General features: G+C 44.4%; 13 protein-coding genes and 1 tRNA gene. 8 read left to right on the top strand and 6 right to left on the bottom strand.

Going from position 1 to position 17,830, the window contains the following annotated elements; translation table 11 throughout:
* Positions 1-683: 683 nt before the first annotated feature.
* The 3 genes from C3V43_RS01370 to gcvT all read left to right on the top strand — a co-directional run bounded on the left by C3V43_RS01370 (position 684) and on the right by gcvT (position 4,568).
* A complete protein-coding gene (locus C3V43_RS01370; RefSeq protein ID WP_106068283.1) occupies positions 684-2,093 on the top strand; it encodes an amidophosphoribosyltransferase in 1,410 nt (469 codons plus the stop codon).
* A gap of 128 nt (positions 2,094-2,221) precedes the next feature.
* Positions 2,222-3,445 (top strand): peptidase T, encoded by a 1,224-nt coding sequence (gene pepT, locus C3V43_RS01365; protein WP_106070398.1) that lies wholly within the window; start codon positions 2,222-2,224, stop codon positions 3,443-3,445.
* A 37-nt stretch (positions 3,446-3,482) separates the two neighbouring features.
* On the top strand, positions 3,483-4,568 hold the full coding sequence (gene gcvT, locus C3V43_RS01360; protein WP_106068282.1) for a glycine cleavage system aminomethyltransferase GcvT: 1,086 nt from the start codon (positions 3,483-3,485) through the stop codon (positions 4,566-4,568).
* A 117-nt stretch (positions 4,569-4,685) separates the two neighbouring features.
* Here gcvT and C3V43_RS01355 read toward each other — a convergent pair whose 3' ends face one another.
* The 3 genes from C3V43_RS01355 to C3V43_RS01345 form a co-directional block, all read right to left on the bottom strand.
* Entirely contained in the window at positions 4,686-6,197 is a 1,512-nt protein-coding gene (locus tag C3V43_RS01355; RefSeq protein WP_106068281.1) for a M48 family metallopeptidase, read from the bottom strand.
* Between the two features lie 91 nt (positions 6,198-6,288).
* Complete coding sequence (locus C3V43_RS01350; protein WP_106068280.1) at positions 6,289-8,631, bottom strand: transglycosylase domain-containing protein; 2,343 nt, start codon at positions 8,629-8,631, stop codon at positions 6,289-6,291.
* Positions 8,632-8,710: 79 nt separating this feature from the next.
* Positions 8,711-8,962 carry a type B 50S ribosomal protein L31 gene (locus tag C3V43_RS01345; protein WP_106068279.1) on the bottom strand — a complete coding sequence of 84 codons (252 nt, stop codon included), beginning with the start codon at positions 8,960-8,962 and terminating at the stop codon, positions 8,711-8,713.
* A gap of 254 nt (positions 8,963-9,216) precedes the next feature.
* Here C3V43_RS01345 and C3V43_RS01340 point away from each other — a divergent pair, with 254 nt between their 5' ends.
* From C3V43_RS01340 to C3V43_RS01320, 5 genes are all read left to right on the top strand, one after another.
* A complete protein-coding gene (locus C3V43_RS01340; RefSeq protein ID WP_106068278.1) occupies positions 9,217-10,224 on the top strand; it encodes an endonuclease/exonuclease/phosphatase family protein in 1,008 nt (335 codons plus the stop codon).
* A 489-nt stretch (positions 10,225-10,713) separates the two neighbouring features.
* Positions 10,714-13,185 carry a ferrous iron transport protein B gene (gene feoB / locus C3V43_RS01335; protein ID WP_106068277.1) on the top strand — a complete coding sequence of 824 codons (2,472 nt, stop codon included), beginning with the start codon at positions 10,714-10,716 and terminating at the stop codon, positions 13,183-13,185.
* Positions 13,182-13,397: a hypothetical protein gene (locus tag C3V43_RS14885; protein ID WP_106068276.1), complete on the top strand. Its 216-nt coding sequence runs from the start codon at positions 13,182-13,184 to the stop codon at positions 13,395-13,397. The genes feoB and C3V43_RS14885 overlap by 4 nt, the downstream gene beginning before the upstream one ends.
* Positions 13,398-13,467: 70 nt before the next feature.
* Positions 13,468-13,539, top strand: a tRNA-Cys gene (locus C3V43_RS01325).
* Between the two features lie 186 nt (positions 13,540-13,725).
* Positions 13,726-14,466, top strand: a complete 741-nt coding sequence (locus tag C3V43_RS01320) for a Fic family protein (protein WP_106068275.1) — start codon at positions 13,726-13,728, stop codon at positions 14,464-14,466.
* 133 nt (positions 14,467-14,599) lie between these two features.
* Here C3V43_RS01320 and nudC read toward each other — a convergent pair whose 3' ends face one another.
* From nudC to C3V43_RS01305, 3 genes are all read right to left on the bottom strand, one after another.
* Positions 14,600-15,409 (bottom strand): NAD(+) diphosphatase, encoded by an 810-nt coding sequence (gene nudC / locus C3V43_RS01315; RefSeq protein WP_106068274.1) that lies wholly within the window; start codon positions 15,407-15,409, stop codon positions 14,600-14,602.
* Between the two features lie 20 nt (positions 15,410-15,429).
* Positions 15,430-16,599, bottom strand: coding sequence for an IS4 family transposase (locus tag C3V43_RS01310; RefSeq protein ID WP_106068085.1), 1,170 nt, complete (start codon positions 16,597-16,599; stop codon positions 15,430-15,432).
* Between the two features lie 297 nt (positions 16,600-16,896).
* Positions 16,897-17,793, bottom strand: a complete 897-nt coding sequence (locus C3V43_RS01305) for an IS5 family transposase (RefSeq protein WP_106068273.1) — start codon at positions 17,791-17,793, stop codon at positions 16,897-16,899.
* Between the last annotated feature and the right edge of the window lie 37 nt (positions 17,794-17,830).

Genomic DNA, 17,830 nt, shown 5'->3' with positions numbered 1-17,830 from the left:
ATGTCTTCGGCTGGAAGTATAGATGTCCTCGGCTGGAAGTATAGATGCAGCACGATGGATATATATATCTACCAAAACCAGCTTACAGGTATCTCTTGCAAGGGATGCCTCTCGATAAACACTTAGTATCAATTCTCAACAAGACAACACTGCCTGAATTCGGGATAAGAAGCAGGTCGATAACCTCATACGGAGACTTGTATTTTAAAACTAAACCACATTGGTTATCAAGCGTTTACTCCTGCCTTGTCAGACACTTGTGTCTGTCGGCTTGAACACTTGCCTCTGTCACGACAAAGGATTGCAGCTGTCAAAACAGGGCGAGGGCGGCCGGCCTGAAAGGCTCTCTTCTCTTCTGCCCAATCACTGTAAACCGGTGCATTCAGGAAATATCCGCCCGACAGGATGCCCCCATCTTCAGCAAAAAAAGCAGCCTATACCGAGTTCAGGTAACACTGCGATTAAACAGAATACAGAAAAATCGAACACCATAAGAGAAGCCGGCCATTGAGGTAGACAGCATAAATAGCAGGCAACTGATGATATTCTTACTTTATATCGAATTCCGGTTAAATAGGCTCTAAGTTTTTTTTAGATATGTATCGACAGAAAATAACGTGAAAAAAAAACTTCTTTGTACCTTTGCCTCCGTTAATTTTAGTAACCAACAATAAAAAAGATTTATGGGAGGCTTTTTCGGCACAGTTGCCAAAGCTAATTGCGTGGCTGATGTGTTCTATGGTACAGATTATAATTCCCATTTGGGAACGAAACGTGGCGGTCTGGCCACATATAATACAGAAAAAAGAGAATTTATCCGTTCTATCCACAACCTGGAAAGCACCTATTTCCGCACGAAGTTTGAAGACGAACTGGATACGTTCAAAGGGAATTCCGGAATAGGAATCATCAGTGATACAGATCCGCAACCATTGATACTGAACTCTCACCTTGGCCGTTTTGCCATTACAACGGTTGCCAAAATCGTAAATCTACAAGAAATTGAAACAGAACTGCTGGCCCAAAACATGCACTTCGCCGAGCTCAGCATGGGCAAAACCAATCAAACAGAACTTATCGCTCTCCTTATAATACAAGGCAAAAACTTTGTGGAAGGAATTGAAAATGTGTATAAGCACATCAAAGGCTCTTGTTCCATGCTACTGCTTACGGAAGATGGAATTATTGCCGCACGCGATCATTGGGGCCGCACACCTGTGGTCATCGGCAAGAAAGAAGGTGCTTATGCGGTCACAAGCGAATCGAGCAGTTTCCCTAATCTGGGTTATGAGATAGAACGCTATCTCGGTCCCGGTGAGATTGTCCGTTTGCGAGCCGATGGCGTGGAACAGATGCGCAAGCCTAATGAGCAAATGCAAATCTGTTCGTTCCTATGGGTATATTATGGTTTTCCCACTTCTTGCTACGAAGGCAGAAACGTAGAAGAGGTACGGTTCGCTTCCGGTTTCAAAATGGGACAAAAAGATAATTCGGTAGTAGATTGTGCTTGCGGTATTCCAGACTCCGGTGTAGGCATGGCTTTGGGATATGCCGAAGGTAAAGGAGTTCCTTATCATCGTGCCATCTCCAAATACACTCCTACTTGGCCTCGTAGCTTTACACCCAGCAAACAAGAAATGCGTTCTTTAGTGGCAAAGATGAAACTGATACCCAACCGGGCAATGCTCGAAGGGAAACGTCTGTTATTCTGCGATGACTCCATTGTTCGTGGCACACAGCTACGTGACAACGTGAAAGTTCTTTATGAATACGGAGCCAAAGAAGTACATATCCGTATTGCGTGCCCCCCGTTGATTTACGGCTGTCCTTTCATTGGCTTTACGGCCTCTAAAAGCGATTTGGAACTTATCACGCGGCGTATCATCAAAGAATTGGAAGGAGATGATGCGAAAAACCTGGATAAGTATGCCACCACCGGCTCACCGGAATATGAGAAAATGGTAGAGGTGATTCGAGAGCGGTTCGGACTTTCTTCTTTGAAATTCAATACGCTGGAAACCCTGGTAGAAGCTATCGGTCTGCCTAAATGCAAAGTTTGCACGCATTGTTTTGATGGCAGCAGCCACTTCTAATTGACAAAATGCCATATGAAAAAATGAAAAAGGGAAGTGAATTGCTTGGCTATTCACTTCCCTTTTTCTACCTTTACGGCAATCAATAAACACCTTTTTCAAGCGTAAATAATTAAAGCCTTATGGATATGACATTAGTAGAACGTTTTCTGAAGTATGTAAGTTTTGATACTCAAGCGAATGAAGACAGTGGAGTTACCCCAAGTACTCCGGGGCAAATGGTGTTTGCCAAGTATCTGAAAGAAGAACTGGAAGCTTTAGGGCTGGAAGAAATAACTTTGGACGAAAATGGTTATTTATTCGCCACTCTTCCTGCCAATACGGATAAACCGTTGCCTGTCATCGGATTTATTGCCCACATGGACACAAGCCCTGATATGAGTGGTAAGGATGTCTCCCCCCGTATCGTGGAAAATTACGATGGCAAAGATATTCTACTTTGTGCAGAGCAAAATATAGTCCTCTCGCCTTCGCAATTCCCCGAATTGCTCGACCATAAGGGCGAAGACCTGATTGTGACCAACGGAAAGACCTTGCTGGGGGCTGATGATAAAGCCGGTATTGCCGAGATAGTGTCGGCAATGGTTTATCTGAAGGAACATCCAGAAATCAAGCACGGCAAAATCCGCATAGGTTTCAATCCTGATGAAGAGATCGGATTGGGTGCTCATAAGTTCGATGTAGAAAAATTCGGTTGCGATTGGGCTTACACCATGGATGGCGGTGAAGTGGGTGAACTTGAATTCGAAAATTTCAATGCAGCGGCCGCCAAGATTGTTTTCAAGGGACGCAATGTGCATCCCGGCTATGCCAAGAACAAAATGATTAATTCTATTCGTGTGGCCAACCGTTTTATAACTATGCTTCCCACTCATGAAGCTCCGGAACATACCGAAGGTTATGAGGGCTTTTATCACTTGATCGGCATCAATGGCGAAGTGGAACAGACAACGGTTTCTTATATTATTCGCGACCATAACCGCACTCGTTTTGAAGCTCGCAAGAAGGAGATGGAGCATCTTGTGAGAAAAATAAATGATGAATATGGCTTGGGTACTGCCACCCTTGAACTTCGTGATCAATATTACAATATGCGCGAGCAGATAGAACCGGTGATGCATATCATCGACATAGCCTTCGCTGCGATGAAGGCAGCAGGTGTTGAACCTCGCGTGAAAGCCATTCGCGGAGGCACGGATGGAGCACAGCTTTCTTTCAAAGGATTGCCGTGTCCCAATATCTTTGCCGGAGGCCTGAACTTCCACGGTCGTTATGAGTTTGTTCCGGTTCAGAGCATGGAAAAGGCTATGAACGTCATCGTGAAGATTGCCGCCCTTGTTGCCGACAGATAATTTATAAACAATATACCATAACTTAATCTTTGTTATCATGAAAACTACTCCGTTTACAGAGAAACACATCTCGCTGGGTGCTAAGATGCACGAGTTTGCGGGATACAATATGCCTATCGAATATTCCGGGATTATTGATGAACACCTCACCGTTTGTCAGGGAGTGGGAGTATTCGATGTTTCCCACATGGGAGAATTCTGGGTAAAAGGCCCTCATGCACTGACTTTCTTGCAGAAAGTTACTTCAAACAATGTGGCAGCTCTTACTCCGGGTAAAGTGCAATATACTTGTTTCCCCAATGATAAAGGAGGCATTGTAGACGACCTTTTGGTTTATCAATACGAGCCGGAAAAATATTTATTGGTTGTAAATGCTTCCAATATAGAGAAAGATTGGAACTGGTGTGTTTCGCATAATACGGAAGGAGCCGAATTGGAAAATGCTTCAGACCGTATGGCACAACTTGCCGTACAAGGTCCGAAAGCTATTTTGGCTTTGCAGAAACTGACGTCTATCAACCTTTCCGAACTTCCTTATTATACTTTTACGCATGGTGAATTTGCCGGAGAAAAGGATGTCATTATTTCCAATACAGGCTATACGGGTGCCGGAGGTTTTGAACTCTACTTCTATCCTGATGCTGCCATGAAGATTTGGGATGCACTATTCGAGGCCGGCGCAGAGTTTGGCATCAAACCCATTGGTTTGGGAGCACGTGACACATTGCGTCTGGAAATGGGATTCTGTCTGTATGGAAACGATTTGGATGATACGACTTCGCCTATTGAAGCCGGTTTGGGCTGGATTACAAAATTTGTGGATGGAAAAAATTTCATCAATCGTCCGATGCTTGAGAAGCAGAAAGCTGAAGGTACTGTCCGTAAATTAGTAGGATTCGAGTTGATTGATCGCGGTATTCCTCGTCATGGTTGCGAATTGTTCAGCGCGGATGGTGTTGCAATCGGTGTAGTGACCTCAGGCACTATGTCTCCTGTCCGTAAGATAGGTATAGGTATGGGCTATGTAAAACCTGAATACAGTAAAGTAAATACGGAGATTTATATTGACGTGCGTGGGCGTAAGCTGAAAGCACAAGTAGTGAAACCACCGTTCCGTAAATAGCGGACAGCGGGCAACTATTAGTGGTTAACTGTTACCTGTTAGTGGTTAGTGACCATGCGGCGTAGGATTGACTTGTTCTCTATTTACCGCTGATCGCTAACCACTAATCGCTAACCTCTAAATTCTACTTATCTTATCCAATAATTCTCCTGCCCAGTTCATCTCTTTGGCAGTCCATTCTTCTTCCTCCCCTTTTATGCCTTGGGCTTGATATTTTGCAAGCAAACTGAGATACTCTTTTAAAGAATTGGCGGCTTTAGATTGTTTATTCATGCGCATTAACAGCAGTATTCTTTGTTTGTAAATATCCAGATTGGGACTGTTTCCTGCCAGTTTCTGAGCTTTGTCGAGCAAGGAGAGGCATTCGTTGTTGATATCTTCTGTGTTGTAGAGAGCCATTTTCGCTTTGACAAGAATAACGTAGTCGTGGGTAGAGGCAAAATTGTTGTCTATGTTTTTTTGAATGAGCCGGACCGCATCCATGTAACGTTGGTTGGCCATATTCATGGCTGCATTGAAAGTCACTATGTCACTGGTTTTCTTCAGATAAGGATAGCTGGTCTGACTTTCGGCTTTACCAGCTTTCTCAATGCGTTTTAGCAGCAATTGGGTACTTTCGTAGCGGGTGATTTTTTCGGTGCGATGCCGAATGTTGTAATAGTCGATGATTTTTCCTAAGGCCGAAGATAATCCGTTGGGGTTGTATCCTTTGAGGCTGAGCAAATCGCGAGCAATGCGGTCGGATGCTATCTCCTGATTAGTCTTGTATCTCATTCCCAGTCGGTTAATGGCAGGAATGCTTAAGAGCGATGCCACTTCACCCAACGAAGCTATGGTACTTACGGTAAGTGCATTGCTGTCATTATTCCAATAAGCTATATCGAAAGCGGCTTCCGCAGTTGCGGAAAATACGTTTCCCCAAAAAACGGCGTTTTTTAAACGACGTTCGGCACGATATATGTTTTCTACCTGATGGTCAAGTACAAAGTGGGCTATTTCGGTAGCTATCATGGCAGCCAACTCATCCTCCGAATCAAGCGTACAGAGAAGCCCTGTACTGATGAGCATGGAGCCGTTAGGCAGCATGTAGGCATCCGGTTCGGTAGATTGGATGACACGTACATTCAATTGTTCGTTGCGATTCGGGTCGATGCCGGCAGGAGCAAGTTTGGCAAATACGCCTTGCACATAGGAGGTGATGTAATCGTCCTGATAGGCTATTTCATGTAGCCTGTCCAGATATTCGCTGCATTCCTCGTCTATTTCCCGGCGCAACTCATGTCTGTAACCTCGTTCGCTGAAATGCTTGTAAAGCTGGTTTTTAAAGTATGCTTGTTGCCAGAATTCCCGGTCGGTCTGTGGAGTGGAAAGAGTGATTATGTACATTTCCTCCTCAGGTATAGTTTCCTGTATTCCATTGATTTCTATGGCGTAAAGAAGAGAGAACGTTTTGGGATTCTGGATTATACGGCGAATGATGACGGGAGTACCGGCCGGAGTGTTTCGATAGTTTTTTTTCAGTTCGCCATTGATGGCAATACTTCCACTGATATCTTTAACTTTCGGTTTCGCAACCCCCGTGGCCGCAAAGAGACATGCCATGAAGAATAGAATGGTAAATCGTTTCATGGTTGTTTATGTTTTTCGTTTGGTCTTACAAAAATAGAAAAAGGTTTCTCCTATTTCCTGTTTTTTTCCCTATTTCCCGATAGGTGATTCCCTATTCGAGTTCAAGAACTGTCTGCGAAACTATGCTGTCTGTTGCGATGGAGTCGGTGTCGCGGCGCAGGATTACGGAACGGCAGCCATATTCCTTCTTAATTTTTTCTTTGGCTTGCGGGAATCGGGCCTGATACCCTTTCAGACTGTTGTCTTTCAGCACTTGCTCCATGAAGTAGGCAAATATGGGCAAAGCCGTACGGCTGCCTTGTCCAAGTTCTCCGGTGCGGAAGTGGATGCTGCGGTGTTCTCCGCCCACCCAAGCACCTCCTATCAGCTTGGGTGTGACGCCTACGAACCATGCATCCGAATGATTGGATGAAGTGCCGGTTTTTCCGCCGAGCTCAGTGTTGTAGCGGTGCAGGTCGTATCCCCATAGGGCTTGCGAAGTGCCCATCGGCTCGGTCATTCCGGCTTTCAGCATTTCGGTCATCAGGAAAGCGGTTTCGTAGGGGAGCACTTGTTTCTGTGAGGTCTCGTCTTTGTAGATTACTTTTCCGTTGGCATCTTCGATGTGGGTAATGAGTACTGCATCGTGCATTTTTCCTTCATTGATGACGGTGCTATAAGCATTGACCAACTCCAACAGAGAAACATCCGAAGCCCCCAAGCTGAGGGCGGGCGTTTCTTCCAGCGGTGTTTTGATGCCCATGGCGTATGCCGTCTCAGCTACTTTGTGTACACCCACTTCTTGTCCTACTTGTACGGCAATGGTATTTATCGAGCGGGCAAAGGCTGCTTTCAGAGAAAGCGTGTCTCCGGTGTATTCGCCATTGGCGTTGCGCGGAATCCATTGGGTAGGTTTGCCGTTTTCGATGACGTTCCATACGTCTTGCTTGTCGATGCGGTAGTCGCAGGGAGACATGCCCTCGTTGAATCCGGCGGTATAAACAAACAATTTGAAGGTGGAACCGGGTTGACGTTTGGAGAGCACTTTGTCGTATTTCCATGAGCCGAAGTCGATGTCGCCTACCCATGCCTTTACGTGTCCGGTTTGCGGTTCCATGGCAACAAAGCTGCAATGCATGAAGCGTTCCATGTATCGGATGGAGTCCATGGTGCTGATGGTGGTGTCGCGAGTGCCGGTGTCGTAATCGAACACTCTCAGCCGATGAGGAAGGTTGAGGTAGTAGTCTACGGAGTCCGGACGGTCGGGATATTTACCGGCCAGTATCTTGTAGGCTGGGGTACGTTTGGACAAGTCTTCTATAAAATGGGGTATTTCCTGATGATTGCGGTCGCGCCACGGAGCCTGATTGCCCCAATGGTTGTTGAAGTTGCGTTGCACTATGCGCATCTGGCGGTTTGCAGCAACTTCGGCGTATCGTTGCATGCGGCTGTCGAGGGTAGTATATATTTTCAAACCGTCGGTGTAGAGGTCTATTTGGTTTTCTTTGCACCAAGGAGCCAGATAATCGGCGATGGCTTCGCGGAAATAAAGGGCTTTCCCGTCATGGTTGGTCTCGATATTATAATTCAGATTGATGGGCAGCTTCTTCAGAGAGTCGCATTCGGCCCGTGTGATGCCGTGGTTTCTGCACAGGTTTTCCAGCACCACATTGCGGCGCTTCATGCTGTTTTCCGGGTTCAGGCGGGGATTATAGGTTGTGGTGGCTTTCAGCAACCCCACTAAGGTAGCCGCTTGTTCGCAGGTTATTTCACGGGGAGTGGTGTGGAAGTAGGTTTTGCAGGCTGTTTTTATGCCGTAGGCATTGCTGCCGAAATCTACCGTGTTGAGATACATTGTCAGGATTTCCTGTTTGGAGTAGAACATTTCAATTTTGACTGCCGTAATCCACTCTTTGGATTTCATGATGAGCAATTTCAGGCCGGGAATTTTTCCCAGCAATCCTGTGGAATATTGGGAGCGTACCTTGAACATATTCTTCACTAATTGCTGGGTGATGGTACTGGCTCCTCGCGCATCGCCTTTGGCCATGTCTTTGACGGCGGCAAACACCCCTTGAAAGTCGATGCCGAAATGCTGGTAGAACCGCTCGTCTTCGGTGCTGATGAGTGTTTTTATGAGTATGGGGGAAATTTCTTCGTAACTTACCGGACTGCGGTTTTCGCGGAAATATTTGCCTATCAGCTTTCCGTCTGCACTATAAAGTTCCGACGCAATGGGCTGTTCGGGGTTATGAATACTGGACAGACCGGGAGATTTGCCGAACAGCCAAAGGAAATTGATGTCTACCATGATAAGGTAGATGAGGAAAAGAACAACGAAAGAGACGGTGGACGCCAATACTCTCTTATACCAAGGCTTGTTCCGGTAGAGGCTTTTGTACCATTTGCCGGACCTCTGGCAGGATTCAACGAGAAAATGAAGAACGTTACTCATAGCCAAATATTCCTGTATAACAAAAAAGGGAATCCTTTAACGAAAAAGATTCCCTTTTTTCAGCTTTAAGTAAAACTGATTATTTCTTGCGGTTACCATAACGGCTCATAAACTTATCAACACGACCGGCTGTGTCGACCAGCTTGGACTTACCGGTGTAGAACGGGTGAGAAGTGCTGGAGATTTCGAGCTTTACCAACGGATAAGTTTCACCTTCGAATTCGATTGTCTCTTTTGTGTTGCAAGTAGAGCGAGATAAGAACATGTCGCCGTTTGACATATCTTTAAATACTACCGGACGGTAATTTTCAGGATGAATACCTTTTTTCATTTTGATATTTGTTTTATAATTATTATTCTGTTACTATTTTGGTAATGAATAGTGTAATGGTCTTCTTTTTCAGAGCGCAAAGATAGTGCAAGTCCGAGACACTGCAAAATAAAATGCGATTTATTTTGTTGCGAGAGAGGTAACTCGCCCGGTTTGAGCCGATGCGTTGGCCTTGAAACAGAAAAAAGTGGCGGGGAAAGTAGGTTTATCGCATTTTATTTCTGACTTTTGCAGAAAACAATTTTAATAATTATATGAAGAAATTACTTGTTTTACTCTTTGTTTGGCTTTATGCTGCAACATCGGGAGCGCAGAATACAGAGCAAAAGGTATATAGTGTGGCGTTTTATAATCTGGAAAATTTGTTTGATACGATTCACGATGCGGGAAAAGACGATTATGAGTTTTTGCCTGACGGCAGTTATAAATGGACTGCCGAGAAATATGCATCGAAGCTGCGGAATCTCTCCAAAGTGCTGGGCGAACTTTCGCGGGATGTAGTGCCCGAAGGCCCGGCTTTCATCGGTGTGGCGGAAGTGGAAAACAGCAGGGTACTGGACGATTTGGTTAAACAACCGGCTATATCCGGCTATCGATACGTACATTATGAAGGACCCGACCAACGCGGAGTAGACTGTGCTTTGCTGTACGACCCGAAGCAATTCAGCGTCACCGCTTCCGAATTGGTTCTTTCCACTCCTTTCAAGGGAGATACGACGCATTTGACACGCGGTTTTCTGATAGTGGACGGACAGCTGGCCGGCGAACGGGTTTGCGTCATCGTCAATCATTGGCCGTCTCGCGGAGCAGATTCGCCGGTGCGTGCGCATGCGGCGCGGCAGGTGAAAGCCCTGAAAGACTCGCTGATGCGTGAAGACAAAAGACTTAAGCTCATCATAATGGGCGACTTGAACGATGACCCTATGGACGAAAGCCTGCGGGAACTCGGCACACGCAAATATCCCAAACAGGTGAAGAAAGGCGGGCTTTATAACCCATCGTGGGAGACATTGGAAGACAAGGGGGTGGGAACGTTGCTTTATCGAGGCAAATGGAATCTGTTCGACCAGATTCTCATTTCCAAACCTCTGTTGAAAGCCCGGAAAGGGTTGAAATACGACCATAACGAAGTGTTTATCCGCGATTACATGATTCGGCAGGAAGGGAAATACAAAGGCGCTTTGCTGCGTACACATGGCGGAAGGACTTGGCTCAACGGTTACAGCGACCACTTGCCCACCATCGTTTATCTGCGGAAATGACTCAAGGGTTTAGCTGAATGCTCTTAGGGGGACAGCGCATGACATGACGTTTTCTTAATGTGGTGTGTTTTTTTACTTTTGGCAAGAAAGAAATCATAAACAAAAAAAACGCTTCTAACGTTATGCAAATCAGGTCGGTAGAAATTTACTAAAAACTCACCGGATTTTTACTAAAAATTCCCCGAAGATTTACTAAAAATCCGGTGAGTTTTTAGTAAAAATGGACAAGGATTTTAGAACGCATCCGAAAATCTTTACAAACGACCCATTTTTTGTAAAGAATAAAAAAACGTATTCCCTCCGGTAAAAGCCTGCTTGTATTCTACCCGGCATTATCTTGAAGAAAATTTAAACAGACCCTAAAGAAAACAAAACCGAGAACCTAACCGTATTCCCGGTTGTTTATTATTTAAATACATTCTAAATTGCTTGCGGTATGTGTGCATAAACACTATCTTTGCATCATTAAACAGAAAGAGGGAAGAGAGTATGCGTTTGTCCGAGTTGAAAACCGGTGAGAAAGGGGTAATCGTGAAAGTGCTGGGGCACGGCGGTTTCCGCAAACGGATTGTAGAGATGGGGTTCATAAAAGGAAAAACAGTGGAAGTGCTGCTGAACGCTCCGTTGAAAGACCCCATTAAATACAAGGTGATGGGCTATGAGATTTCCTTGCGGCGCCAAGAAGCCGCAATGATAGAAATCATCAGTGAGCAGGAAGCCAAAGCACAGGCCGTGGAGCCGGATTACCACAAAGGATTGAGCGAAGAAGTGCGCTTGGGCGAAGCCGACCTCAAACGGCTTGCGCTCGGAAAGCGCCGCACCATCAACGTTGCTTTGGTGGGAAACCCCAATTGCGGCAAGACCTCCCTTTTCAACATTGCTTCCGGAGCACACGAGCATGTGGGCAATTACAGTGGAGTCACCGTAGATGCCAAAGAAGGATATTTCGATTTTCAAGGTTATCACTTCCGTATCGTCGACCTTCCCGGCACGTACTCCCTCTCGGCCTATTCTCCCGAAGAAATCTATGTCCGCCGCCATATCATCAATGAAACGCCCGATATCATTATCAACGTAGTGGATGCTTCCAATCTGGAGCGTAACCTCTATCTCACCACGCAGTTGATTGATATGAATGTACGCATGGTCATCGCGCTAAATATGTACGATGAACTGGAAGCCAGTGGAAATACGCTGGATTACGTCACGCTCGGCAGGCTTTTCGGCGTACCGATGATACCTACGGTCAGCCGTAGCGGAAAAGGCATCGACCAACTGTTTCATGTAATTATAAATATCTACGAAGGAGCCGATTTTCTGGATCGCACAGGCAAGATGAACAGCGAAATCTTAGACGACCTTCGCAATTGGCACCAGGAATACGTGCCCGACCACGATTTCGGCAGCCACAAAGAAGAAGTGGAACATACACGCGGCTTTTGCAGGCACATCCACATCAATCATGGACCTGAGCTGGAACGAAGCATAGAAGGGGTGAAACGTGTAATCGGCCTGAACGAAAATATCCGCCATAAATATTCCACCCGCTTCTTGGCCATCAAGTTGCTGGAGAACGACAAGGATTTGGAAAAAGAAGTACAGACTTTCTCCAACGCAAAAGACATTCTTGAGGTTCGCGACCGGGAGGAGCAACGCCTTCGCAATGCGATAAACGAAGAAAGCGAACAAGCCATTACGGACGCCAAGTACGGTTTCATTGCCGGTGCCTTGCGCGAAACCTACGTGGACAACCATCAGGATACATCGCGTGTCACCCACATCGTAGATTCCATCGTCACACACCGCATTTGGGGATACCCCATCTTCTTCCTGTTTCTGTATCTGATGTTCGAAGGCACTTTCGTGTTGGGCGACTATCCGATGCAAGGCATCGAGTGGCTCGTCGAGGCATTGGGAGATTTGATACACGAGAACATGTCCGAAGGCCCGTTAAAGGATTTATTGATAGACGGCATTATCGGTGGTGTGGGAGGTGTCATCGTCTTTTTGCCCAATATCCTCATCCTCTACTTCTTTATTTCTTTGATGGAAGATTCGGGCTATATGGCACGTGCCGCCTTTATCATGGATAAGATTATGCATAAGATGGGCTTGCATGGAAAATCCTTCATTCCTTTGATTATGGGGTTTGGATGCAATGTTCCTGCCATAATGGCTTCGCGCACCATCGAGAATCGGAAAAGCCGCCTGGTCACCATGCTCATCAATCCGTTGATGTCGTGCAGCGCCCGTCTGCCTATCTACCTTTTGCTTGTCGGAACTTTCTTTCCCGACAGTGCCAGTCTGGTGTTATTGTCGATTTATGCCATCGGCATCTTGTTGGCAGTAGTCATGGCGCGGCTCTTCTGTCGTTTTCTGGTCAAAGGCGATGATACCCCGTTCGTCATGGAACTCCCTCCTTACCGTATGCCTACTTCCAAATCCATTCTACGCCATACATGGGAAAAGGGCGCACAATACTTGCGCAAGATGGGAGGAATCATCATGGTAGCCTCCATCGTGATATGGGCTTTGGGCTACTATCCCGATCACGAAGCCTACGACACGATGGCCGAACAGCAGGAAAACTCCTATATCGGCCGTATCGGCAAAGCCATGGAACCGGTTATCAAGCCATTAGGCTTCGATTGGAAACTGGGCATCGGCATCCTTTCGGGGGTAGGAGCAAAAGAGTTGGTGGTGAGCACGCTGGGAGTACTCTATGCCGACGATTCTGAAGCAGATGCGGTGAGCTTGGGCGAACGTATTCCGATTACTCCTCTGGTAGCTTTTGCCTACATGGTGTTTGTATTGATATATTTCCCCTGCATTGCCACTCTGGCTGCCATTAAAGGAGAATCGGGCAGTTGGAAATGGGCGTTGTTTGCGGCATCATATACCACGGCATTGGCATGGTTGATGTCATTTGCAATTTATCAGATAGGAGGATTGTTTGTATGAGTAATTGGCAGGAGTGGGCAGTAGCCTTTTTGTTATTGCTTTGTTGCATACGCATCGGTATGAGTTTTTACTCTTTTTTTCGTCGTTCGAAGAAGAATGAGAATCCGTGTGCCGGTTGTGCCACAGGTTGTGACTTAAAGCGGTTACTGGATGAAAAGCGGGGCGAATGCGAAGTAGAAAGGAAAAAAAAGAAGAAAAGTTGCTGCGGATAGTTGGAAGTTACGGAAAATGTACTACCTTTGCATCCGCAATCGAGAAATAAAGCATTCTTGAGTTTGTTTTGGTTCCTTGGATGAGTGGCTTAGTCAGCGGTCTGCAAAACCGTGTACGGCGGTTCGAATCCGCCAGGAACCTCTTTTAATCCTTGTAACTAACTGAATATCAGAATTAGTTACAAGGATTTTTGGTTTAAGGATTAAAAAGAGGTTTAAAACCAACGATTCTCCAGTGATTTAAGGGGTGAGGGATGCATAGTAAAAGTAGAATCCTTATAATTACTTTTACTGGCATAGAAAATGACCTCATCAAATATGCTAAGGTATGAAACCGATATTCAACGAAGAACAGCAAAAGAAGGCTTCTTTTATTTTAGAGAATCCCCTTTCCAAGTTGTCTGAACTTTATTCCAATGAAATAAAGGATTTGGCTGTCGTTTGGTGCTACTATTCGGGGAAGATAGAAGGCAATACTTACACTTACGTTGAAACTGAAGCATTACTGAAAGACGGCATTACTTCTGAAAAGAGATACGAAGATGCCAAAATGCTTAAAAACCTCTATAACACTTTCATTTCCGAACTAGAATATATCCACAAAGAAAAGAATCAAGAAATTATAGACGAGCGCACTCTTTTCAGAGTACATCAGTCTATTTCTACGGGATTAGTATCTAATGAAGAATCGGGGGCATTACGGGTACGAGCAGTGCGTATTAGCGGAACGAACTACGTTCCTCCCAAGAACTCACAAGAAATAGAAAGCAAGCTGAACGAGATTCTTTTTCAACAAGATGAATATACTAATCCTTTAGAAAAGGCGGTATATTTGCATTGTAATCTTGCTCGTTTACAACCGTTCATTGACGGGAATAAACGGACTGCAAGGATGATAGAAAGTATTGCTCTGATGAATGCAGGCCTCATTCCCGTATATTCCACAAAGGATTCTGATATTCTGAGTTACAGAAAAGGACTGATAGCTTTCTACGAAAAAGAAGATTGCAGCCTCTATGCCGACTACTTTCTGAATCGTCAGATTGAACGAATCAAAGAGATAGAATAGTTATTATTCACTTGCCCGTTTCATCTTTTCCAAAATCACCTCAATAATACTGTTTATACTGTTTATACTGTTATCTATCCCGAATAAAAGCAATCCTCTCTTCCTTATCAACATTGGATTAGATAAAAGGACTTTAATCTTCATTTTCGCTTAGCCACCAATCTATCAACTTCCGGGCAATGCTCAGCTTACGTGGTATCTCAGGTAGAGAGTCTTTGGAAAAAAATGCAGCTGCACTAAGTTCATCTTTCTGTATCTTTATATTTCCGCTTTCATAGTCGGCTATGAAGCCCACCATCAAGCCACTGGGATAAGGCCAAGGTTGACTGCCAAAATATCGGATATTCTTCACTTTCAGACCGGTTTCTTCCAATACCTCACGCTCCACGCATTCCTCTAATGTCTCTCCAGCTTCAAGAAATCCGGCCACTAACCCATAGAACGTTCCCCGAAAGTTATGAGCGCGCACCAGCAATATCTCTTTTTCTTTTCTTATCAATACAATGATAGCCGTAGAAACAGGCGGAAACATTTCGTTCCCACAGCTAGGGCATTTCTTCATGATAGGAGTTTGTTGCTCCATACCCGTACCGCACACCGGACAGAAGCGGCTGTGTTCATCCCAATAAAGAATCTGATAAGCTTTCCCGGCAGAACGATATGCATCCGTAGTGATATAATCATACGATGCCCTCAACCCCATCATCACCCATTCTTCCGTTTCCGCTATAGGCTCATTTACCGCAAATGCCCTCGCCTGCTCACCGGCGAAAGAAACCACCTCATGGACGTTGGCCCCATTATCAAGTCCCAATGGCGATTCTTCTCCAACAGGTATACTGTACATAGCCTCTCCATTGTTCGTATACCCTTTATGCAGTAGCAATTGGTCTTTGAAGAAAACAAACCATTGCGTAACGTTAGTATTGATATTCTTTTTCATAATTCATCACTGCTGGGCACTTAATCCCATCTGATTTTCAATTGTTTATAATTTAGTTCTTTGACATTTTTGTAATCGCAATCGGTAAGTATCTCTCTTACAGACGTTTTATCCAGTAGAGAAAAGCTCAAAATTTGTAGAATTTCGTAGATTGGACGGTTAACTTTCAATCTGTAAGCGACAATGGCAACCAGACAGTATGTTATGATGGCACAGTACACTTGTATCTTGACTGCATTCATCGTGGTGCCCCAAAAAGATTTTACTTTCAGGTGTTGCTTTATCCATTTGAAAAATAGTTCCACCTGCCAACGGTTCTTGTATAGCAAAGCAATTTCCTCTGCTGATAGTTCCATGTTGTTGGTGATGAACACAAATTCTCTGTCCAGTTCTTCATCGTAGTATTTAACCCGCCGGAGTTTGTCCGGATATGCTTTGAGCGATTTATACGTTTCAAGCATTCCAATCTGATCACATTTTATTCCGGTTGTTTTATCGACTTCACGGGAATACATTCTACGGAATCTCATATTATCTTTTGCACGTGTAACGAAGTAAGCACCACTGGTGTGAAGCTTATGCAAACGGGTGAAGTCAACATATCCTTTATCCATGATATAGAAACTTCCCTTTTCATAACTCAACTCATCCAGCATGTTTACGTCATGTACTTTAGCATTGGTTACCAGTACGATTGTCGGTATGGAAGTCTTTACATCATACAAGGTATGAAGTTTGATGCCTCCTTTGTGTTTCTTAAATTCCGCCCACCAAAAAACATTCAGACAAAGGTCTATGGTGGAGGAATCAAAGGCATAAACATTACCGTCAACTTTCACCTCGAAGTCATTTTTGTTGTAGCTATTACGGGCTTCCGCAATCAGGGTATAAGCAAATTCTTCGTAGATACGATAATCTCTATTCCGGTTTGCTTTCCCCAGATTGGTACGGCTAACTGTTGGACCGAATCCCAAGTGATAATACTTGTTCTTGTGTGCCTCAAGGCTGAGCATAAGGTCACGCATACTGTCTCGGGCGGTCAGTTGTCCGAAGATCATGCACAGCATCTGATTCCAACAGGTGAATGTTCTGATTTTCTTATTCCCGGAATACTTCTCTACCAAACGGTCAAAGACACGACGGGGAAGAAAATCTGTAAGTTGAGCGAAGATATATTTGCCTTGATTCATTGTTTTGAGCTTTTGGACAAAGCTAAAACAACTTTTCAATTCAAATCGTCACGCTACAAAAAGATACATAACTATGCGATTATCAAAGATTTCAAAGAACGATGTTTAATTTAAAGTGCCCACTAGTGATAATTCATATATTCCACAAAACAAAAATCCTCTGCCGTGGCAGAGGATTGCCCCCGAATAAAGGCCGAGGCACCTAATGTATTCACAACGGAATAATCCTTATTGTAAATAGGCCTCAATAAACTGTTTCCAATGGGTCAAAGATACCAATTTATAATAAGAAGTGATTTAAACTTTTCTTTTTCTCAAATATTTCCTTAGCAGAATTACCATAAATGCAATATAGTTCCATGATTCCCAATTCCTAACCGTTGTTTCAAATCGATTTAAAATAGTCCTGTAACTGTCCATCCATGCATTGGTCCTCTCAATGGCATAACGTTCAGCATACAACAGTTCGTCCACAACGGTATTATTGGGAGTCCCGTTTCTTTTATTGATGCAGATATTGGAGACTACTCCATGACAGCCAAGTACACTTCGAAGAGCTTTACAGTCAAATCCGGCATCCGCATTCAAGAAAAGACCATCTGTTCTGACTTTTGCAATCCCAAGGTCATGCATCATGGAGCGGATTACGTTTTTTATGTCATGAGTATCATGATGTTCGCCGCTTTTAGGCGAAGACATGATAACCGGTATGCCTTGCCGGTCTGTAATATAAAGAGCGTTGGTTGTCTTGCGCTTTTTTCTACCCTGATAACCAACCTCCTCTCCACCACACATAGCTACCGTATGACTTCCGTCAAGGTCTACACTTGACATATCAAACTTTGTACGGTGCTTATTCAAAAGATGAAGCCAAAGAGACTTCCATTCACCTTTTTTACTCCATTTGTTATAATGATGGAATACCCCACCATAGGTCAGAACCTTGTCACTGAACAGGGAATCTACAGGTAAATATTTCCACTGACACCCTGTTTTCAGTTTATAAAGAATAGCATTTACGATTTCAACAAGACTACTTTGAGTTACGAAACCACGTTTGCCCACACATAAATGAGGCAATATTTCACTTTTTATTGTATCTTTGTCCAACACAGCGTACATGGGGATGTTGTTATGAATGAGTTTACTCACCCATAATATAACAATTTTAGCTATTAGTACGCTGTTTATCATTTGATCAATTAGTTTAAATCACTTCTAACAGAAAAAC

It is taken from the genome of Prevotella heparinolytica (assembly GCF_002998535.1).
Classification (GTDB): Bacteria; Bacteroidota; Bacteroidia; order Bacteroidales; family Bacteroidaceae; genus Bacteroides; species Bacteroides heparinolyticus.
The sequence above is the reverse complement of the archived record's forward strand: the minus strand, read 5'-3'. Positions and strand labels throughout refer to the sequence as shown.

Excerpts from the sequence above, each read along its gene's own strand:
- C3V43_RS01370 (WP_106068283.1), top strand. The coding sequence starts at position 684 with ATGGGAGGCTTTTTCGGCACAGTTGCCAAAGCTAATTGCGTGGCTGAT.
- pepT (WP_106070398.1), top strand. The coding sequence starts at position 2,222 with ATGACATTAGTAGAACGTTTTCTGAAGTATGTAAGTTTTGATACTCAA.
- gcvT (WP_106068282.1), top strand. The coding sequence starts at position 3,483 with ATGAAAACTACTCCGTTTACAGAGAAACACATCTCGCTGGGTGCTAAG.
- C3V43_RS01355 (WP_106068281.1), bottom strand. The coding sequence starts at position 6,197 with ATGAAACGATTTACCATTCTATTCTTCATGGCATGTCTCTTTGCGGCC.
- C3V43_RS01350 (WP_106068280.1), bottom strand. The coding sequence starts at position 8,631 with ATGAGTAACGTTCTTCATTTTCTCGTTGAATCCTGCCAGAGGTCCGGC.
- C3V43_RS01345 (WP_106068279.1), bottom strand. The coding sequence starts at position 8,962 with ATGAAAAAAGGTATTCATCCTGAAAATTACCGTCCGGTAGTATTTAAA.
- C3V43_RS01340 (WP_106068278.1), top strand. The coding sequence starts at position 9,217 with ATGAAGAAATTACTTGTTTTACTCTTTGTTTGGCTTTATGCTGCAACA.
- feoB (WP_106068277.1), top strand. The coding sequence starts at position 10,714 with ATGCGTTTGTCCGAGTTGAAAACCGGTGAGAAAGGGGTAATCGTGAAA.
- C3V43_RS14885 (WP_106068276.1), top strand. The coding sequence starts at position 13,182 with ATGAGTAATTGGCAGGAGTGGGCAGTAGCCTTTTTGTTATTGCTTTGT.
- C3V43_RS01320 (WP_106068275.1), top strand. The coding sequence starts at position 13,726 with ATGAAACCGATATTCAACGAAGAACAGCAAAAGAAGGCTTCTTTTATT.
- nudC (WP_106068274.1), bottom strand. The coding sequence starts at position 15,409 with ATGAAAAAGAATATCAATACTAACGTTACGCAATGGTTTGTTTTCTTC.
- C3V43_RS01310 (WP_106068085.1), bottom strand. The coding sequence starts at position 16,599 with ATGAATCAAGGCAAATATATCTTCGCTCAACTTACAGATTTTCTTCCC.
- C3V43_RS01305 (WP_106068273.1), bottom strand. The coding sequence starts at position 17,793 with ATGATAAACAGCGTACTAATAGCTAAAATTGTTATATTATGGGTGAGT.